Source organism: Streptomyces solitudinis (assembly GCF_036323765.1).
GTDB lineage: Bacteria > Actinomycetota > Actinomycetes > Streptomycetales > Streptomycetaceae > Streptomyces.
In genome coordinates this window covers 421614-439021 of sequence record NZ_JAZDCW010000003.1, presented here as the reverse complement: position 1 = coordinate 439021, position 17408 = coordinate 421614, and the positions used below count along the sequence as shown (strand labels likewise).

The following is a 17408-nucleotide window of genomic DNA, read 5'->3' as shown; positions in this document are numbered from 1 at the left end:
CCGGAGATTACTGGGTGGTCCCGGGACCCGGCAGCCCGGTCTCCGCCGAGGGGTGCGGCGGCTGCGGCCGCTCCCAGTGGCGCAGGGCCCCGGACTCCAGGGCGATCTGCTCGCGCAGCGCGCCCAGTTCCTCCGTTTGGTGACGGCGGGTCCGGTCCTGGACGGCGAAGCGCAGGGAGTCGGCGGACTGCCGCAGCTCCTCGGCGCGCTCCCGCAGGTCCGGCAGGCGGGCGGCGACGCGGGCGCGGTCCGGTTCGCGGTCCATGAGGGAGCCCATCTCGCCGTCCAGCCCGCGGGCGTGCTCGTGGAGCCGGTCCAGCAGGGCGGCGGCCTCGGCCAGCGAGGCGTCGCCGGGCGCTGCCGCGTCCAGTTCCCGCCGCGTGCTGTCGATCGAGCCGCGCAGCTCCAGGCGCGTCCTGGCCAGCTGCCCGACGGGGCCGGGCTGTACGGCCTTGGCGCGCAGCGTGGTCGTGTCGATGGTGCGCCGCACCTCCTGGCCCGCCCGCTCGACGCGCCGGTGCACCGCACGCACGGTCCGCACGGTGAACAGCACACCGAACGTCACGAAGAGTACGAGGAGCAGGGCCCCCACCGCGGCTGCAACCTCCATGATCGAACGCCTCCGTCCGTCGCCCGCCGTCCCTCGGCCTGCGTCCAGCGTAAGCGCTGCGGGCGCGGCCCGGGTCGCTGCGGACCCGGGCCGCTCCCGTAGGGGATGTCCCCGAGCGGCGTCTCAGCCCTGGGCCGGGACGATGTTGACCAGCTTCGGCGCCCGGACGATCACCTTGCGCACGCCCGCGCCGCCGAGGGCCGCGACGACGCCGGGAGCCGCCAGGGCCAGCGCCTCCAGCTCGTCCTCCGGAACGCTCGGCGCCACCTCCAGACGGGCCCTGACCTTGCCCTTAACCTGCACGACGCAGGTGACCGTCTCGTCCACCAGGTACCGCGGGTCGGCCTGCGGGAACGGCTGGTGGACGACCGTCCCGCCGCGGCCCAGCCGGTGCCACAGCTCCTCCGCGACGTGCGGGGCCAGCGGCGCGACCAGCAGCACGAGCGTCTCGGCGACGGAGCGCGGCACCCGGTCCAGCTTGGTGACGTGGTTGTTCAGCTCGGTGATCTTGGCGATGGCGGTGTTGAAGCGCAGGTTCGCCATGTCCTGCCCGACCCCGTCGACGGCCTTGTGCAGGGCGCGCAGGGTGTCCTCGCCCGGCTCGGCGTCCACGACGGTAACCTCGCCGGTGGCCTCGTCCACGACGTTCCGCCACAGCCGCTGGAGCAGCCGGTACGGTCCGACGACGGCGCGGGTGTCCCAGGGGCGGGAGACGTCCAGCGGACCCATGGCCATCTCGTAGAGCCGCAGGGTGTCCGCGCCGTACTCGGCGAAGATCTCGTCCGGGGTGACGGCGTTCTTCAGGGACTTGCCCATCTTGCCCAGTTCCCGGCCGACCCGGACGCCGTCGTGGTAGAAGGCGCCGTCGCGCTCCTCGATCTCGGCGGCGGGCACGGCGAAGCCGCGGGCGTCCCGGTAGACGAACGCCTGGATCATGCCCTGGTTGTACAGCTTGTGGAACGGCTCGACGGACGAGACGTGTCCCAGGTCGTACAGGACCTTGGACCAGAACCGGGCGTACAGCAGGTGCAGGACGGCGTGCTCCGCCCCGCCCACGTACAGGTCCACCCCGCCGTGCGGGGCGCCCTCGCGCGGGCCCATCCAGTACCGCTCGACCTCCGGGTCCACCATGCGCCGGTCGTCGCGGGGGTCGAGGTAGCGGAACTGGTACCAGCAGGAACCGGCCCAGTTGGGCATGGTGTTGGTCTCCCGCCGGTACCGCTTGGGCCCGTCGCCCAGGTCCAGGGTGACGTTGACCCAGTCCTCGTTGCGGGACAGCGGCGTCTCGGGGGAGGTGTCGGCGTCCTGCGGGTCGAAGGTGCGCGGCGCGTAGTCGTCGACCTCCGGGAGTTCCAGCGGCAGCATCGACTCGGGCAGCGCGTGGGCGACGCCGTCCTCGTCATACACGATCGGGAAGGGCTCGCCCCAGTACCGCTGGCGGCTGAACAGCCAGTCGCGCAGCCGGTAGTTGACGGTGCCCTCGCCGTGGCCGTGGGCGGCCAGCCAGTGGGCGACGGCCGTCTTCGCCTCCGGCACGGACAGGCCGTCCAGGCTGAGGCCGTCGGCGGCGGAGTTGACCGCCGTGCCGTCCTGGGCGCTGAAGGCGTCGTCCCAGGCGGCGGGGTCGGTGCCGCGGCCGTCAGCCGGCTCGACCACGCACCGCATCGGCAGCCCGAAGGCGCGGGCGAAGGCGAAGTCGCGGCTGTCGTGCGCCGGGACGGCCATCACGGCCCCGGTGCCGTAGCCCATGAGGACGTAGTCGGCGACGAAGACGGGCATGTCCTCGCCGTTGACGGGGTTGCGGACGTAGCCGCCGGTGAAGACGCCCGTCTTCTCCCTGGCGTCGGCCTGCCGCTCGACGTCGGACTTCGCGGCGGCCCGCGCCCGGTAGGCGGCGACGGCCTCGGCCGGTTTCGCGTGGCCCCCCGTCCACGCCTGCGGGGTGCCCTCGGGCCAGGCGTCGGCCGTCAGCGGCCCGGCCAGCGGGTGTTCGGGGGCCAGCACCATGTAGGTGGCGCCGAACAGGGTGTCGTGGCGGGTGGTGAAGACGCTGACCGTCGCGTCGGCGCCGACAGCGGGGAAGTCCACGCGGGCGCCCTCGGAGCGGCCGATCCAGTTGCGCTGCTGGAGCTTGATGGCCTCGGGCCAGTCCAGCGCGTCCAGGTCGTTCAGCAGCCGCTCGGCGTAGGCCGTGATGCGCATGTTCCACTGGCGCAGCTTCGCCTTGAAGACGGGGAAGTTGCCGCGCTCGGAGCGTCCGTCGGCGGTGACCTCCTCGTTGGCCAGCACGGTGCCCAGGCCCGGGCACCAGTTGACCGGCGCGTCGGAGGCGTAGGCGAGCCGGTACTCGCCCAGCAGTCCGGCGCGTTCGGCGGCGGACAGGTCGGCCCAGGGCGCGTACCCGGGCGGGGTGGGCCGCTCACCGTTCTCGAACTGCTTGACCAGCTCGTCGACGGGCCGGGCGCGCCCGGCCTCCTCGTCGTACCAGGAGTTGAAGATCTGGAGGAAGATCCACTGGGTCCACTTGTAGTAGCCGGGCTCGATCGTGGCGATGGACCGGCGCCGGTCGTGGCCCAGGCCCAGGCGGCGCAGCTGCGTGCGCATGTTCGCCATGTTGGCCTCGGTGGACTCCCGGGGGTGGGTGCCGGTCTGCACCGCGTACTGCTCGGCGGGCAGCCCGAACGCGTCGAAGCCCAGGGTGTGCAGCACGTTGTGGCCGGTCATCCGCTGGTGGCGGGCGAAGACGTCGGTGGCGATGTAGCCGAGCGGGTGTCCGACGTGCAGCCCCGCGCCCGAGGGGTAGGGGAACATGTCCATGATGTACCGCTTCGGACGCCCGGCCAGCTCCGGGTCGCCGCCCAGCTCACCGCCGCCGGGGTTGGGAGCCTCGTACGTGCCGTGCTGCTCCCAGAAGTCCTGCCACCGCGCCTCGATGTCGGCGGCCAGGGCCGCCGTGTAGCGGTGCGGGGCCGTGGTCTCGGCGGCGGTCGTGGTCTGGCTCATGTCCTCAAGGCTCCATCGTCTCGTCTCTGCCCGCTGAAATGAAAAAGCCCCTCGCACAGGAGGGGCAGCCGCGCCGAGGTGGCCCGCGAGGGGCGTGGAGGTCAGCGCGGCCGGCTAAGCAGAAGGCGTACGGCACGCATGCGGTCAGGGTACCGCACCCTCCGGCGCGGCCCCGGACCCGTCCGCAGCACGAGAAACGGGCCGCCCGAAGGCGGCCCGTCTGCCGGAGTGTGGAGCTAAGGAGAATCGAACTCCTGACCTCTTGCATGCCATGCAAGCGCTCTACCAACTGAGCTATAGCCCCGGGTCTGGTCCTCCGCGGGTCTCCCCGCGGCGGCGACGCCCACTCTACACGGCACCGGGCCGCCGCTGCCAAATCGCCTCCCGCCCGGCGCCCGCACCCGTGCCCCACGCGCACGCACGCGGTGGGGCGGGGCGGGCGTCAGACGGTGACGAAGGAGTAGAACCGTTTGAGCGTGCAGTGCTCCTCCAGCAGTCGTCCGTAGATCGGCTCCCCCTCCAGTTCCCGGTACGTCTCGATTGGATCGCCCTTGATGATCAGCGCCCGCGCGCACTCGACGCACCAGTACTGGTAGCGGGCGTTGACGGGCTCCATGTCGCGGACGATCGGCGTACCGCTGCCGCACCAGTCGCACTTCCTGCTGTGTGCCCCCATCAGTCCCCATCAGCTCCAGGCATGGCGGGCGGCTTCGCTCGGGCGACGGCTGCGCGTGGTCACCGCGGCGTCCCTCCCTGTCGGGCTGTTCCCCGTCCTGCGGTGTGATTCTGCCACGTTACGCCGGAGGGCAGGAGCCGGACGGACGACGAAGATCCCGCCCTCCGGTACGGAGGACGGGATCGGGGTGTGGAGCTAAGGAGAATCGAACTCCTGACCTCTTGCATGCCATGCAAGCGCTCTACCAACTGAGCTATAGCCCCGCGCTCCCGGCTCGCCGGGGGCTTCCCCGCCGTGCCGCGAACGAGAAGAACTGTACCCCGTGACCTGCCGGAACAGGAAATCGCCCGTCCCGGCCGAACGGCCCGCGGCGGACCGGGTAGGCCCTCGCGGCGCGCGCCCTAGTCGTCGTCGCCGAGGACGGGCTCGGGCAGGCTTCCGGCATTGTGCTCCAGCAGCCGCCAGCCGCGCAGGCTCTCGCCCAGCACGGACCAGGAGCAGTTGGACAGGCCGCCCAGCGACTCCCAGGCACCCGGCTCCAGGCCGAGCAGCCGCCCGATGGTGGTCCGGATCGTCCCGCCGTGACTGACGACGACGAGCGTCCCGCCGTCGGGCAGCTTCTCGGCACTGCGCTCGACCACCGGGGCGGCCCGGTCGGCGACCTCCGTCTCCAGCTCGCCGCCGCCGCGCCGCACGGCCTCGCCGCGCTTCCACGCCGCGTACTGCTCGCCGTGGCGCTCCAGGATCTCGTCGTGCGTCAGACCCTGCCAGTGCCCCGCGTACGTCTCGCGCAGCGCCTCGTCGTGGTGGACGTCCAGGCCGGTGACGGCCGCCAGCTCGGCGGCGGTGGCACGGGCCCGCACGAGGTCGGAGGCGACGATGGCGTCCGGCTTCAGCGCGGCCAGCAGCCGGGCCGCCCGGCGGGCCTGGTGCACGCCCTCATCGGTGAGCGGGATGTCGGTCGTGCCCTGGAAGCGGCGCTCCAGGTTCCAGGACGTCTGGCCGTGCCGCCACAGAACGATCTTGCGGCCGCGCATCACCGGCCGTCCCCGGTGACTTCAGGTGCCTCACCCGCCGCGTCGTCCTTGGTCCGGGTGGCGCGGGCGTCCTCGGGCAGCTCCAGCTCGGGGCAGTCCTTCCACAGCCGCTCCAGCGCGTAGAAGACCCGCTCCTCGCTGTGCTGCACGTGTACGACGATGTCGACGTAGTCCAGCAGCACCCAGCGGCCGTCGCGCTCGCCCTCGCGCCGTACGGGCTTGGCCTTCAGCTCCTTGAGCAGCCGCTCCTCGATCCCGTCCACGATGGACTTGACCTGGCGGTCGTTGGGCGCGGAGGCGAGCAGGAAGGCGTCGGTGATGGCGAGGACGTCGCTGACGTCGTAGGCGACGACGTCGTGCGCGAGCTTGTCGGCTGCCGCCTGGGCGGCGGCGTTGATCAGCTCGATGGAGCGGTCGGTGGCGGTCACAAGCGGTAGCTTTCGGTCGGCGGACGGTACGCGGCGCGGGCGCGGCGCGTACCGGGGATACGCACCAAGCGTCTCACGATCCGCCGCGCCCCCCGTCAGCCCGTCGCTCCCCCGTAGTCCGTACCGAGCACGACCGTGACGTCGGCGTTGGCCGCGCCCTCGCCCCGCTCGACCGACTCCTCCGGCAGCCCCAGCGTCTTGGCCACCTCCACCGCCCGCGCGGCGTCCGCCTCGTCCGCGTAGGTGACGGTGCTCGACGCGGCCGTGGCGTCGGCCTCCCGCGTCGGCACCACGGTGTAGCCGCCGTTCACCAGCGCCACCTGCGCCGTCTCGGCCGAACCCGCTGAGCCGGTGGCGTCGCGCACGCTGACCCGCACGGCGGCGCCGGAGTCGGTGTCGGAGACGGTGCCGCCCAGCACGTCCCTGACCAGGCCGCGCGCCGTCTCGTCGCTGAGCGTCCCGTCGTCCTCGACCGGCAGCAGCCGGGTGTCGAGCTTCTGCTGCTGGGCGCGGGCGGCGAGTTCCGCGAGCGCCGTGCCGAGCTGCGCGTCGGACAGCGAGGGGTCGGGGATCTGGCCGAGCGACTGGACGGTGCGGATGGCACCCGACGCATCGCTGGACAGCTCGCGCAGGGCGGCCTCCATCACCTGCCCGAACCGGGTGAGCTGCGCGCTCTGCGGCTCCTTCTCCGCGCGGTGCGTGGCGTAGGCGACGGCGGCCTGCCCGTTCAGCTCGCGCCCGGCGCCCTCGGCGACCAGCGGCGGACCGTCCTTCCCGGGTCCGGGCACGGTGGCGTCGGCGTCCAGCGTGATGCCGCCGACCGACTCGACGAGGTTCTCCAGGTAGGGGGTGTCCAGCCGCCAGGTGCCCTTGATGTCCGCGCCGAGCAGCACGCCGAGCGCGTCCCTCGTGGCACCGGCGCCCTGGGCGTCGAAGGACGCGCCCAGCGTGGTGGTGGTGCCGTCGTCCGCCGTCAGGGCCAGGGAGTTGGGCAGCAGCACGGTCGTCCCGCTCCCGGCCGTCTCGTTGTTGACCAGCAGCGCGGTCGAGACGTTCCCGCCGTCGATCTCCCGCAGGTGCACGACGACCACGTTGCGGCGCTCCGCGGCGGACGCCGCCGGACCCGACTCCTCCGCGCCCGTGCCCGGCAGCAGCCCGGCCGACCACAGGTACCCGGTGCCGCCGGCGACGAGCAGCACGGCGGCCACCACGAGCGCGACGGTGCGGTTGCGGCCGCGCCGTTTGGCGCCCTCGCGCCGCTCGGTCCGGCTCTCGCTGAACTTGAGCCAGTCGACGACGTCCTCGGACTCCTCGTCCTTCTCCTCGATGAAGGAGAACTCCTCCGTCCGGTACTCCTCGCCCTCCCCGGCCCGGTCCTCCTCCGCGCCGCCGGACGCCGTGCCGGGCTCCGGCGCCGCACCGGACTCCGGCTCCCGCCCCGGCTCCGTCTCCGGTTCCGGGTAGCCGTAGGTCTGCGGCCCGTCGTGGCCGTAGCCGGGCGGGACGTACTCGGCGGACCCGTACGGCGGACCCGGCTGCTGCGGCACCCACGAAGCCTGGCCGGGGCGGCCGTCCGCGGAGCCGGGGCCGTGGTCCGGCGGGACGTGGGACGGCTGCTCCGTCCGCGGATGCCCGTCCCCGTACGGCTGCTGCCCGTACGGGGACGGCCCGGCGTCACCCTGGCCGTGCGTCGGCCCGGGGTACCCCTGGCCGTAGGACGGGCCGGCGTACCCGGTCTGCCCGTAGGGCTGCGGCTCGTACCGCTGCGGTTCGTAGGCCGTGGGCTCGTAGGACTGCGGCTCGTAGGACTGGGCGCCGTAGGACCGGGCCTCGTACTGCTGGGCGCCGTACTGCTGCGGCTGCTCGTGGAACTGCTGCTCGGAAGGCCGCGGTTCCCACGGGTCCGGCTCGTGCTGCCGGGCGTAGGGGTCGTGGTAGACCGGCCGGCCGTACTCGTCGTACCCGGCGAACTCCTGGTGCCCGTACGGGTCCTGTCGGTCGTTCACGACTGCCGCTCCTCTAACGCCTCGGTACCGGCGCGTCCCGGTAGAGCTGGCGCTTGGTGATGTACCGCACCACGCCGTCCGGGACGAGATACCAGACCGGGTCGTCGTGCGCCACCCGCGCCCGGCAGTCCGTCGAGGAGATGGCCAGCGCGGGCACCTCGATCAGGGAGACCCCGCCGTCCGGCAGACCGGGGTCGGCGAGGTGGTGCCCCGGCCGGGTGACGCCGATGAAGTGGGCGAGCGAGATCAGCTCGGCCGCGTCACGCCAGGTCAGGATCTGCGCGAGGGCGTCGGCACCGGTGATGAAGAACAGGTCGTCGTCCGGGTGCAGCGCCCGCAGGTCGCGCAGGGTGTCGATGGTGTACGTCCGGCCGCCCCGGTCGATGTCGAGGCGGCTGACGGAGAACTGGGGATTGGAGGCCGTCGCGATGACCGTCATCAGGTAGCGGTCCTCGGCGGGCGACACCCGCTGGTGACTCTTCTGCCACGGCTGTCCGGTCGGCACGAAGATCACCTCGTCGAGGTGGTACCGCGCCGCGACCTCGCTGGCGGCGACCAGGTGGCCGTGGTGGACGGGATCGAACGTCCCGCCCATGACCCCGAGCCGCCGCCTTCGGGCGCCGGACCCTATGTCCTCTCGCATGCGCTGACCCTAACCGCTCGCCGGGCCCGCGGCGCCGCGCTCAGCGGTCCCGGTTGAACCGGGTGGTGACCCACAGCATGAGCAGGAGCGCGGCGAGTCCGGCGGCGCCGATCAGCCACGGGTTCAGGCTGGCGTACGGGCCGCCGTGCTCCTCGGTCTCGGCGAGCAGACTGAGGGCGGGGGCGGCGCTGAGGAGAGTCATCGTCCGTGTGACCTATCCGGGAGGTGATCGGGCAGGAGGCTGAGCACATCGTAAGGGGACGGGTTTCTCGCCGCCGGTGGGCCCACCCCGTAGGCTGGGCGGACCAGCCGCGGCTGGCCGGGCAGGGCTCGCGAGGGGACGGGCCGCAGCGATGACCCGTACAAGGGGGCCGAATGAGCGAAAACACTGGCAACACCGAGCGCCTGCCGGGGCGTAACCGGCGACGGTTCCCGGGAATCTCCTCCCGGGCCTACGAACACCCCGCCGACCGCTCGGCGCTGGTGGCCCTGCGGAAGCTGAGCGGTTTCGACACCGTGTTCAAGACGCTGAGCGGCCTGCTGCCGGAGCGCAGCCTGCGGCTGCTGTTCCTGTCGGACTCGGTGCGCGTGAGCGACCAGCAGTTCGCACACCTCAACGACATGCTGCGGGACGCCTGTTACATCCTGGACCTGGAGAAGGTCCCCGCGATGTACGTGACGCAGAACCCCCAGCCGCAGGCCATGTGCATCGGCCTGGACGAACCGATCATCGTGATGACGACCGGTCTCGTCGAGCTGCTGGACGAGGAGGAGACGCGCGCCGTGATCGGCCACGAGGTCGGGCACGCGCTGTCCGGGCACGCGGTCTACCGCACGGTGCTGCTCTTCCTCACCAGCATCGCCGTGAAGGTCGCCTGGATTCCGCTGGGCAACGTGGCGATCATGGCGCTCGTCGCGGCGCTGCGCGAGTGGTTCCGCAAGTCGGAGCTGTCCGCGGACCGCGCCGGGCTGCTCGTGGGGCAGGACCTGGCGGCCTCCATGCGCGGCCTGATGAAGATCGCGGGCGGCAACCACCTGCACGAGATGAACGTGGACGCCTTCCTGGCGCAGGCCGAGGAGTACGAGGCGGGCGGCGATCTGCGCGACTCCGTCCTGAAGATCCTCAACGTGCTGCCGCGCAGCCACCCGTTCACCACCGTGCGGGCGGCGGAGCTGCGCGCGTGGGCGGAGAGCCGCGACTACCAGCGGCTGATGGACGGGCACTACGCCAAGCGGGAGGACGACGCGAACACCTCGGTGTCGGACTCCTTCAAGGAGTCGGCCGGGCACTACCGGGACTCCGTCAAGGCCAGCAAGGACCCGCTGATGGGCCTGGTCAGGGACCTGGCGGGCGGCGCCGGGGACCTCGGCGGCAAGCTGCGGGACTTCGCGGGCGGCGGCACCCGCCGGGCGAACGGCGCCGAGGACGGCCCGCCCAAGCCGTAGCCACACCGGAATCGCGGGCGCACCGGAGCGGGTGCGGCGCACCTCGCGGGCGCGGTGTGCCCGGTCCGCGTCCGGCCCCCGGCGGTCAGTCCGCCGGCGGGCCGGGCGCGGCCGGGTCCGCCAGCACCCCGCAGACCCGCGCCCCGGCGGGTCCGGCGGCGTACGGGTCGCTCGCCACGCCGTCCTTCCCGGGGTGTTCCCCGGCCAGCAGCGGACGCAGCCGGTCACCGGTGTCCGCCGCGCACGGCAGCGGCCCCGCCCGCACGACCACGTGTTCCACCCGCACCCGCTGGTCGAGGAGGGCCTGCCGGTCGAAGTGGAACCGCACCAGGCGCCGCACGGTGAACAGCGACGCCTCCCCCCGGCCCGACGCCGCGTGCCCGGCGGCGTCCCCGGCGGCTCCCCCGTCCGCGTTCCCGGCGGCGCGCAGCGGGTAGACGAGCACGTGGTCGGCGGTGACCTCCAGCGCGTCGCGGCCCTGCTGGGCGACCTCCAGGCCGCCGTCGACGCGCACGCCCTCCCCGGCCAGGGCGACCCGCCCGGGATCGAACCGCACCAGCCATGCGCTCGCGCCGGGCTGCGTTCCCGGTGGCGTGTCCGCGTCCAGGGCGCCGGGCGGCTGCCGCAGGGCCCGGTCGAAGTGCGGCTGCTGCGCCTCGACGAGCAGTTCGCGCACCGGGCCGGTGGCGTCGCCGGTGAGCACCCGGGGATCGACGGAGGAGGCGACGACGTACCCCTTGGCCAGGCTCAGCGCCGCGAGGACCTGGCTCCTGGTGAAGTCGCGGGTGGCCAGGGGCGCGGGCACGTCCACCCCGCTCGCTCCGGTGCGGAACCCGGCGGCCGGGCTGCGGGCGAGCAGGCGGGCCGGGTCCCCGCCGGGCACCGGCCCGCCCGGGGCGAGCGGCACCACGGTGGCCAGCGGGGCCCGGCCGCTGTCCCGTGGCGGCTCGGGGTACGTGCCCGCGACGCCCAGGTGGACGGCGACGGCGAAGACCAGGACGACCAGCGCGACGAGGACGGCACCGTGCCGGACGAGTGAGCCGGGCGAGCCGCTCCGCAGTCGCTCGGGGCGGCGGCGCACGGGATGCCGGTGGTCCTCCAGGCGCTCCCGCGCGGAGCACTCCTCAAGCGGCGCCCGGCGCACGAACGCCTCGTCGAACACCGTGGTACCGAACTCGTCGTCGCCGCCTCCCGGGGGAACCCCTTCGGGAGGGTCTGCACGGTCGGGCATACCCACAGAGTTGGCCCCGGGGTGCTCCGGTAAACGCCCGTCCGGGCGCGGGCTTCAGCCGAGCCCGAGGACCACGCCCCGGGGCTGCGCGGCACCGGCCGGCGGCCGGGTGTCCGGACCGCCGAGCGAATCGTCCCGCTCGCTGCTGGCGGGCGGGGGACGCGGCTCGTCGCGCTGGCCCGACCCGCCGCGGGAGACGGCGGCGAAGGCCGCCGCCAGCACGCCGACGCCCATGACGACGGCCAGCAGCCAGGCGACCGGCCGGTGCCACCGCAGCGGCGGACGGTGCCGGGCGGACCGGTCGCGCGCCCACTCGGCGTAGGCGGCGCGCCCGTGGCCGTCGTCGTCATCGTGGAACCCGCCGGCGCCCCAGCCGCCGTAGCCCCCCTGGTCCCCGTAGCCGTCGGTCTCGTCGTAGCCGTCCCCGCCGGGGTAGCCGTAGGCGTCCTCGCGGGCCTCGGCCTCGGCTCTGGCCTGGGCCTGGGCGGCGGCCCGCCGCCGTTCGGCCGCGCTGGGCTCGTGGACGGGCGCGGCCCGCACGAACGCCTCGTCGAGCACCACGGGGGCGAGCGCGTCGTCCGTCGCCCCGTGGTCGTGGTCGTCGGGCTCCTCGCCGTCCGGGAACGGCGCGCCCCTCACCTCGTCCGGCACCCCTCCAGCGTAGCCCCGCAACCGGTCCGGGGGCAGGGGGACGGAGGCGGTTCAGCCGCGCACGTGCCCGTCGCCGGTGACGACGTACTTGGTGGAGGTCAGCTCGGGCAGGCCCATGGGGCCGCGCGCGTGCAGCTTCTGCGTGGAGATGCCGATCTCGGCGCCGAAACCGAACTGGCTGCCGTCGGTGAAACGGGTGGAGGCGTTGACCATCACGGCGGTGGAGTCCACCAGGGCGACGAACCGGCGGGCCGCCGAGGTGTCGCGGGTGACGATCGCCTCCGTGTGCCCCGAGCTGTACCGGCGGATGTGCGCGACGGCGGCGTCCAGGTCGGGCACCACGGCGGCGGCGATGTCGTAGGAGAGGTACTCCGTCTCCCAGTCCTCCTCCGTGGCGGCGACGACGTGGGACGCGTCGCCCGCGGCCTCGCGCCAGGCCGCGTCACCGTGCACGGTGACGCCCGCTTCCGCCAGCGCGGCCAGCGCCCGCGGCAGGAAGGTGCCGGCGATGCCCTCGTGCACGAGCACCGTCTCGGCGGCGTTGCACACGCTGGGGCGCTGCGCCTTGGAGTTGACCAGGATGTCCACGGCCACGTCCAGGTCGGCCCGCTCGTCCACGTAGACGTGGCAGTTGCCCGTACCCGTCTCGATGACGGGCACGGTCGAGCCCTCCACGACCGTCCTGATCAGCGAGGCGCCGCCGCGCGGGATCAGCACGTCCACCAGGCCGCGCGCGGTCATCAGCTCCGTCACGCTGTCCCGGCTCCGGCCGGGGACGAGCTGTACGGCGTCGGCGGGCAGCCCGGCGGCGGCCACCGCGTCCCGCAGGACGCCGACGAGCGCCGTGTTCGAGGCGTAGGCGGAGGAGGAGCCGCGCAGCAGCACGGCGTTGCCCGACTTCAGGCACAGCGCGGCGGCGTCCACGGTCACGTTGGGCCGGGCCTCGTAGATGATGCCGACGACGCCGAGCGGCACCCGGATCTGCCGCAGCTCCAGGCCGTTGGGGAGCGTGGAGCCGCGCAGCACCTCGCCGACGGGGTCGGGCAGCGCCACGACGTCCCGCACGTCGGCGGCGATGGCGGCGATCCGCTCGGGCGTGAGGGTGAGCCGGTCGACGATGGCGCCGGGCGTCCCGGCCTCCCGGGCCCGGGAGACGTCCTGTGCGTTCGCCGCGGTGATCTCCCCGGTGCGGGCCACCAGGGCGTCGGCGATGGCGAGCAGCGCACCGTCCCTGGCCGTGCGCGGCAGCGGTGCGAGGCGGGCTGCCGCCTCCCGGGCACGGCGGGCGGTCTCGACGACCGGCGAGGCGCCGGAGGCGGACGGAGCGCCGCCGCCAAAGGACGGCTCGGTGGGCGCGGCGGAGGCCGTGGGCGTGGGAGTGCTGCTCATGCGGCCAGCGTATGACAGGAGCGCTCGACGTCCCGTCGAGACGTCCACGCTGCGAGACGCCGCGGGAGAACGCGTCAGAAGGGGTGGGCGCCGACGGGGGCGGCCGGGGGCGGCCCGTAGCCCTCGGCGACGCGCTGGTGGTACGTCTCCCGGTCGATGACCTCCAGGCCGACGATCTCCCACGGCGGGAGCTGGGCGCTGGCGCGGTGCTCACCCCACAGGCGCAGGGCGACGGCGGCGGCGTCCCGCAGGTCGCGGGCCTCCTCCCAGTACCGGATCTCCGCGTGGTCGTTGGCGTACCGGCTGGTCAGCAGGAACGGGTGGTCGTGGGCGAGCTGCTCCAGACCGCGCCGCACCTCGCCCAGCGGCACCTCGGCGCCGGACACGCTCAGCGTGACGTGCCACAGGCGGGACGCGCCGTCCGCGTCGGGACACGCCCCGCCGGGGGTGGGCTGCTCGACGGCCGTCGGCCGCTGCGGGTCCTGCCGGAGAGACTTCTCGCCGACGCTGGCCAGTCGTCTCACGGCGGCCTCCTTGTGCGGTACTGGCACGGGAACTGCGGTGCGGTGGCGGACCGATTCCTGGCCGCCGCACCACAGTTGACCAGTCCTGGGCCGGTCGCGTGGCCGTTTTGCCGAAGGTGTCCGTGGAAAGACTGACCGCTTTGCCGGCGGCGTCCGCCGGGGGCGCCCCTCAGCGGCGCAGCAGCACGAGGTCGTCGCGGTGGACGATCTCCCGCTCGTAGGCCGGGCCGAGTTCGCGGGCCAGTTCCCGGGTGGACCGGCCCAGCAGCCGCGGCAGCTCCTTGGCGTCGAAGTTGACCAGCCCCCGGGCCACCGGCTGTCCGCCCGCGTCACGCAGCTCCACCGGGTCACCGGCGGAGAAGTCGCCCTCCACGCGCTGCACGCCCGCCGGGAGGAGGGAGGTGCGGCGCTCCACGACGGCCTCCACGGCCCCGGGGTCGAGGATCAGGGCGCCCTGCGGGCTGGAGGCGTGGGCCAGCCACAGCAGCCGGTCGGCCGAGCGGCGGCCGGTGCGGTGGAAGTAGGTGCCGGTGGGCCGTCCGGCCAGCGCGGCGGCAGCCCGGCTGGCGGAGGTCAGCACCACGGGGATGCCCGCGCCCGCGGCGATGCGGGCGGCCTCCACCTTGGTGACCATGCCGCCCGTCCCCACTCCGGCGGCCCCGACACTGCCCAGGGAGACGCCTTCGAGGTCGGCGGGACCGCGCACCTCCTCGATGCGGGAGGCACCGGGTGTGCTGGGGTTCCCGTCGTAGAGGCCGTCCACGTCGGAGAGCAGGACGAGCAGGTCGGCGCGGACGAGGTGCGCGACGAGGGCCGCCAGCCGGTCGTTGTCGCCGAACCGGATCTCGTCGGTGGCGATCGTGTCGTTCTCGTTGACCACGGGCACGGCGCCCATGGCGAGCAGTTGCTCCAGCGTCCGGAAGGCGTTGCGGTAGTGGCCGCGCCTGCTGGTGTCGTCGGAGGTCAGCAGCACCTGGCCCACCCGGCGCCCGTAGCGGGCGAAGGAGGCGGTGTAGCGGGCGACGAGCAGGCCCTGCCCGACGCTGGCCGCGGCCTGCTGGCGGGCCAGGTCGCGGGGGCGGCGGGTGAGGCCGAGCGGGGAGAGCCCGGCGGCGATGGCCCCGGAGGAGACGAGCACGACGTCCTTGTGCCCGTGCGCGGCGAGGACGTCCACGAGCGCGTCCACCCGGTCGGCGTCCAGGCCGCCGGCGGCGGTGGTGAGCGAGGAGGAGCCGACCTTCACCACGACGCGGCGGGCGCGCTCGACATCGTGCCGCGTGACCTCTCCCTGTGCCTCGGCTGCCCCTGCCACGGGAACCCCCAGCTGTGCCTGTGCCGCGATGCGCGCCGGTGAGGGCGCCGTACGGCCGCAATCTACGTCAGCCCGCTCTCGTCACGCTCGCGGGTCCATGGGCCGGACGGCGGGGTGCGGCCGCGGCCCGGCTGGTCACGGCCTGCCACCCGGCGCGCGGGAGCGCGGCGCAGCGCGTGGGGGTTCACCATGAATTGTGACGCTTGTCCCTCCGGCCTACGGTCGTTGCACACAGCGTCACCACGACACCACGCCGCACTCCAGCCCCATCCCCCGGGTCATCCCCCTCCCCAGATCCTTCCCGCCTCCGCTTCCGCTTCCGCAGGAGTCACCGCCCGTGCCACTCGACGGAGTCCTCTCCCGACGCCTGGGGCAGTTCTGCGCGCTGCTCGCCATGCTGGTGTTCTTCGCCGCGCAGCTCGCCGGAGCGCTGCTGCCCGTCGTCCCGCTGTTCATCGCCGCCACCGCGGGCGGGCTCGCCCTCGACCTGTACCTGCACCACCGGCAGCCGCGGCTGCTGGCACTGCTCGGCCGGGTCCGCTTCGACGCGCCGACCCGGCAGCTCCTGCGCGACATACTGCTCGTCATCGGACTCGTCCAGATCCCCGGGTTCGACCCGCTCACCGAGACACCGCTGGTGACCGGCCTGCTGCTGGCGTACGCGGCGCACTTCGCCTGCCAGACGGCCGCGCTCGTCGTCCGGCGCGACCGCTCGCTGCCCGTCGTCACCCGCAACGTGGACGTGTCCGCACTCGGCCTGTGCCCGGCGCCCCCGCGCATCCTCGCCCGCCAGCCGGGACGCAGGCTGCTCGTCTTCATGGTCCCGGCCACCGCGGGCCTGCTGGTCGCCGCCGCGACGGCGGACGCGCTGTGGGGCGTGGCGGGCGTCGGCGCCTCCCTGGCGCTGTTCGCCGGCGGCGCCCTGTACACCTGCACCTGGCTGCTGCCCGGCAGGCGGGCGCCGGGCGAGCAGAAGGTGCTGGACTGGCTGGACGGCTGGCTGGACGGGTACCGGCCCACGCACGGCATGTACTTCTCCGGCGGCGCGTCCTCCGCCTACCAGGCCAACATGTGGCTGTCCACACTCGCCGCCCTCGACGGCAGGCCGCTGCTCGTGCTGCGCGAACGGTTCATGGTGCAGAAGATCGCGGCGACGGACGTGCCGGTCGTGTGCATCCCCAAGGTGGCGCACCTCATGGCGCTGGAGCGCTCCACGCTCAGGGTGCTGCTGCACCCCGCCAACTCCGGCAAGACGTCCCAGGTGCTGCGCATCCCCTCGGTCAAGCACGCCTTCGTCAACCACGGCGAGAGCGACAAGCTCTCCAGCTGCAACCCGTACGCGAAGGCGTACGACGAGGTGTGGGTGGCCGGGCCCGCCGCCAGGGAGCGCTACCAGCTCGCCGACATCGGCGTGGAGGACCGCGACGTGGTCGAGGTCGGCCGCCCGCAGCTCGCGCCGGTCCTGCCCGGCGCGGGACCGCCCACCGGGCCGTGGCTCACCGTCCTGTACGCCCCCACCTGGGAGGGCTGGACCGACGACCCGGGCAACACCTCGATCATGCTGGCCGGGGAGAACGTCGTCCGGGCGCTGCTCGCCGACCCGGGCGTGCGCCTCCTGTACAAGCCGCACCCGATGACGGGCTCGGTGGACGTGCGGGCCGCTCTCGCCGACGCGCGCATCCAGGCCGTCATCGCCGAGGCCAACGCGGCGCGCGCGGCCGGACCGGACCGCGAGAGACCCGGTCCGCAGGCGGCGGCCGAGGCCGCGCGCCGCGCCGCCGAGCTGGACGAGCTGTCCGCCGCCGTGTTCCGCGCCAGCGCCGACGACGTGGAGCGCATGCTGCTCCAGGGCGTGCCGGACCCCGGCTGGGCCGTCGCCGTGGAACGGGCTCAGGCTGCCTGGGAAGAGGCGTACTGGGCGTCGCTGCCCGCGTGGGAGCACCAGACCGTCACCGGGCCGCGCCCCGGCCTGTACTCCTGCTTCAACCAGGCGCACCTGCTCGTCAGCGACGTCTCCAGCGTCGTCTCGGACTACCTCAGCAGCGAGAAGCCCTACGCCGTGGCCAACACCACCGGGCTGTCCGAGGAGGGATTCCGCGCCGCCTACCCGACGGCGCGGGCCGCGACGATCCTCACGCCCGACGCCGCCGGGGTGCCCGCCCTGCTGGCCGCCGTCCGCGATCCCCGGCTCGACACCCTGGCGGGCGCCAGGGCGCGGCTGAAACGGCACCTCCTCGGGCCGTCCCGGCCGCCGTCCCTGGAACGGTTCCAGGCGGCCGTGCGGGCACTGGGCATCCGGGCCGACGAGCGGCGGGCGCGCATGGCCGAGGCCGCCGCGCGGGAGCCGCAGCAGGAACGCGCGGAGGAGCAGCTCAGGGAGCGCACACGCCGCGAACTGGGCGACGGGCCCCCCGGCACGGCGGAGGAGAACGAGGACTCGGTCACGGCCTGA

At 74.1% G+C, this 17408-nt stretch carries 15 protein-coding genes and 2 tRNA genes; 2 read left to right on the top strand and 15 right to left on the bottom strand.

Translation table 11 applies throughout. The features are described 5' to 3' along the window. Window positions 1-7 precede the first annotated feature (7 nt). From V1J52_RS09440 to V1J52_RS09395, 10 genes are all read right to left on the bottom strand, one after another. Window positions 8-610: a hypothetical protein gene (locus V1J52_RS09440; RefSeq protein WP_330139198.1), complete on the bottom strand. Its 603-nt coding sequence runs from the start codon at window positions 608-610 to the stop codon at window positions 8-10. Between the two features lie 123 nt (window positions 611-733). Next, window positions 734-3613, bottom strand: coding sequence for a leucine--tRNA ligase (gene leuS / locus V1J52_RS09435; RefSeq protein ID WP_330139197.1), 2880 nt, complete (start codon window positions 3611-3613; stop codon window positions 734-736). Window positions 3614-3844: 231 nt separating this feature from the next. Further along, window positions 3845-3917, bottom strand: a tRNA-Ala gene (locus V1J52_RS09430). A 138-nt stretch (window positions 3918-4055) separates the two neighbouring features. Beyond that, entirely contained in the window at window positions 4056-4289 is a 234-nt protein-coding gene (locus V1J52_RS09425; RefSeq protein WP_330139196.1) for a hypothetical protein, read from the bottom strand. 190 nt (window positions 4290-4479) lie between these two features. Next, a tRNA-Ala gene (locus tag V1J52_RS09420) sits at window positions 4480-4552 on the bottom strand. A 138-nt stretch (window positions 4553-4690) separates the two neighbouring features. Further along, complete coding sequence (locus tag V1J52_RS09415) at window positions 4691-5326, bottom strand: histidine phosphatase family protein (protein ID WP_330139195.1); 636 nt, start codon at window positions 5324-5326, stop codon at window positions 4691-4693. After that, the gene (gene rsfS, locus V1J52_RS09410; protein ID WP_330139194.1) at window positions 5326-5754 is read right to left on the bottom strand and encodes a ribosome silencing factor; all 429 of its coding nucleotides are present in this window, start codon (window positions 5752-5754) and stop codon (window positions 5326-5328) included. Before rsfS ends, V1J52_RS09415 begins: the two co-directional genes overlap by 1 nt. 95 nt (window positions 5755-5849) lie before the next feature. Further along, window positions 5850-7760 carry a LytR C-terminal domain-containing protein gene (locus tag V1J52_RS09405; protein ID WP_330139193.1) on the bottom strand — a complete coding sequence of 637 codons (1911 nt, stop codon included), beginning with the start codon at window positions 7758-7760 and terminating at the stop codon, window positions 5850-5852. Between the two features lie 13 nt (window positions 7761-7773). Continuing rightward, a complete protein-coding gene (gene nadD / locus V1J52_RS09400; RefSeq protein ID WP_330139192.1) occupies window positions 7774-8403 on the bottom strand; it encodes a nicotinate-nucleotide adenylyltransferase in 630 nt (209 codons plus the stop codon). 40 nt (window positions 8404-8443) lie between these two features. Further along, window positions 8444-8605, bottom strand: coding sequence for a hypothetical protein (locus tag V1J52_RS09395; protein ID WP_330139191.1), 162 nt, complete (start codon window positions 8603-8605; stop codon window positions 8444-8446). Window positions 8606-8778: 173 nt separating this feature from the next. Between V1J52_RS09395 and V1J52_RS09390 the strand changes: the two genes are divergently transcribed. Next, window positions 8779-9849 (top strand): M48 family metallopeptidase, encoded by a 1071-nt coding sequence (locus V1J52_RS09390; protein ID WP_330139190.1) that lies wholly within the window; start codon window positions 8779-8781, stop codon window positions 9847-9849. Window positions 9850-9934: 85 nt separating this feature from the next. Here V1J52_RS09390 and V1J52_RS09385 read toward each other — a convergent pair whose 3' ends face one another. From V1J52_RS09385 to proB, 5 genes are all read right to left on the bottom strand, one after another. Continuing rightward, window positions 9935-11080, bottom strand: coding sequence for an SCO2583 family membrane protein (locus V1J52_RS09385; RefSeq protein WP_330139189.1), 1146 nt, complete (start codon window positions 11078-11080; stop codon window positions 9935-9937). 54 nt (window positions 11081-11134) lie between these two features. Further along, complete coding sequence (locus tag V1J52_RS09380; protein WP_330139188.1) at window positions 11135-11731, bottom strand: SCO2584 family spore wall biosynthesis protein; 597 nt, start codon at window positions 11729-11731, stop codon at window positions 11135-11137. A gap of 51 nt (window positions 11732-11782) precedes the next feature. Beyond that, window positions 11783-13120, bottom strand: a complete 1338-nt coding sequence (locus V1J52_RS09375) for a glutamate-5-semialdehyde dehydrogenase (RefSeq protein ID WP_330139187.1) — start codon at window positions 13118-13120, stop codon at window positions 11783-11785. A gap of 74 nt (window positions 13121-13194) precedes the next feature. Further along, entirely contained in the window at window positions 13195-13644 is a 450-nt protein-coding gene (locus V1J52_RS09370; protein WP_330139185.1) for a DUF8830 family protein, read from the bottom strand. A 169-nt stretch (window positions 13645-13813) separates the two neighbouring features. Beyond that, a complete protein-coding gene (gene proB / locus V1J52_RS09365; protein ID WP_330139184.1) occupies window positions 13814-14956 on the bottom strand; it encodes a glutamate 5-kinase in 1143 nt (380 codons plus the stop codon). 337 nt (window positions 14957-15293) lie between these two features. Here proB and V1J52_RS09360 point away from each other — a divergent pair, with 337 nt between their 5' ends. After that, the gene (locus V1J52_RS09360; RefSeq protein ID WP_330139183.1) at window positions 15294-17408 is read left to right on the top strand and encodes a hypothetical protein; all 2115 of its coding nucleotides are present in this window, start codon (window positions 15294-15296) and stop codon (window positions 17406-17408) included.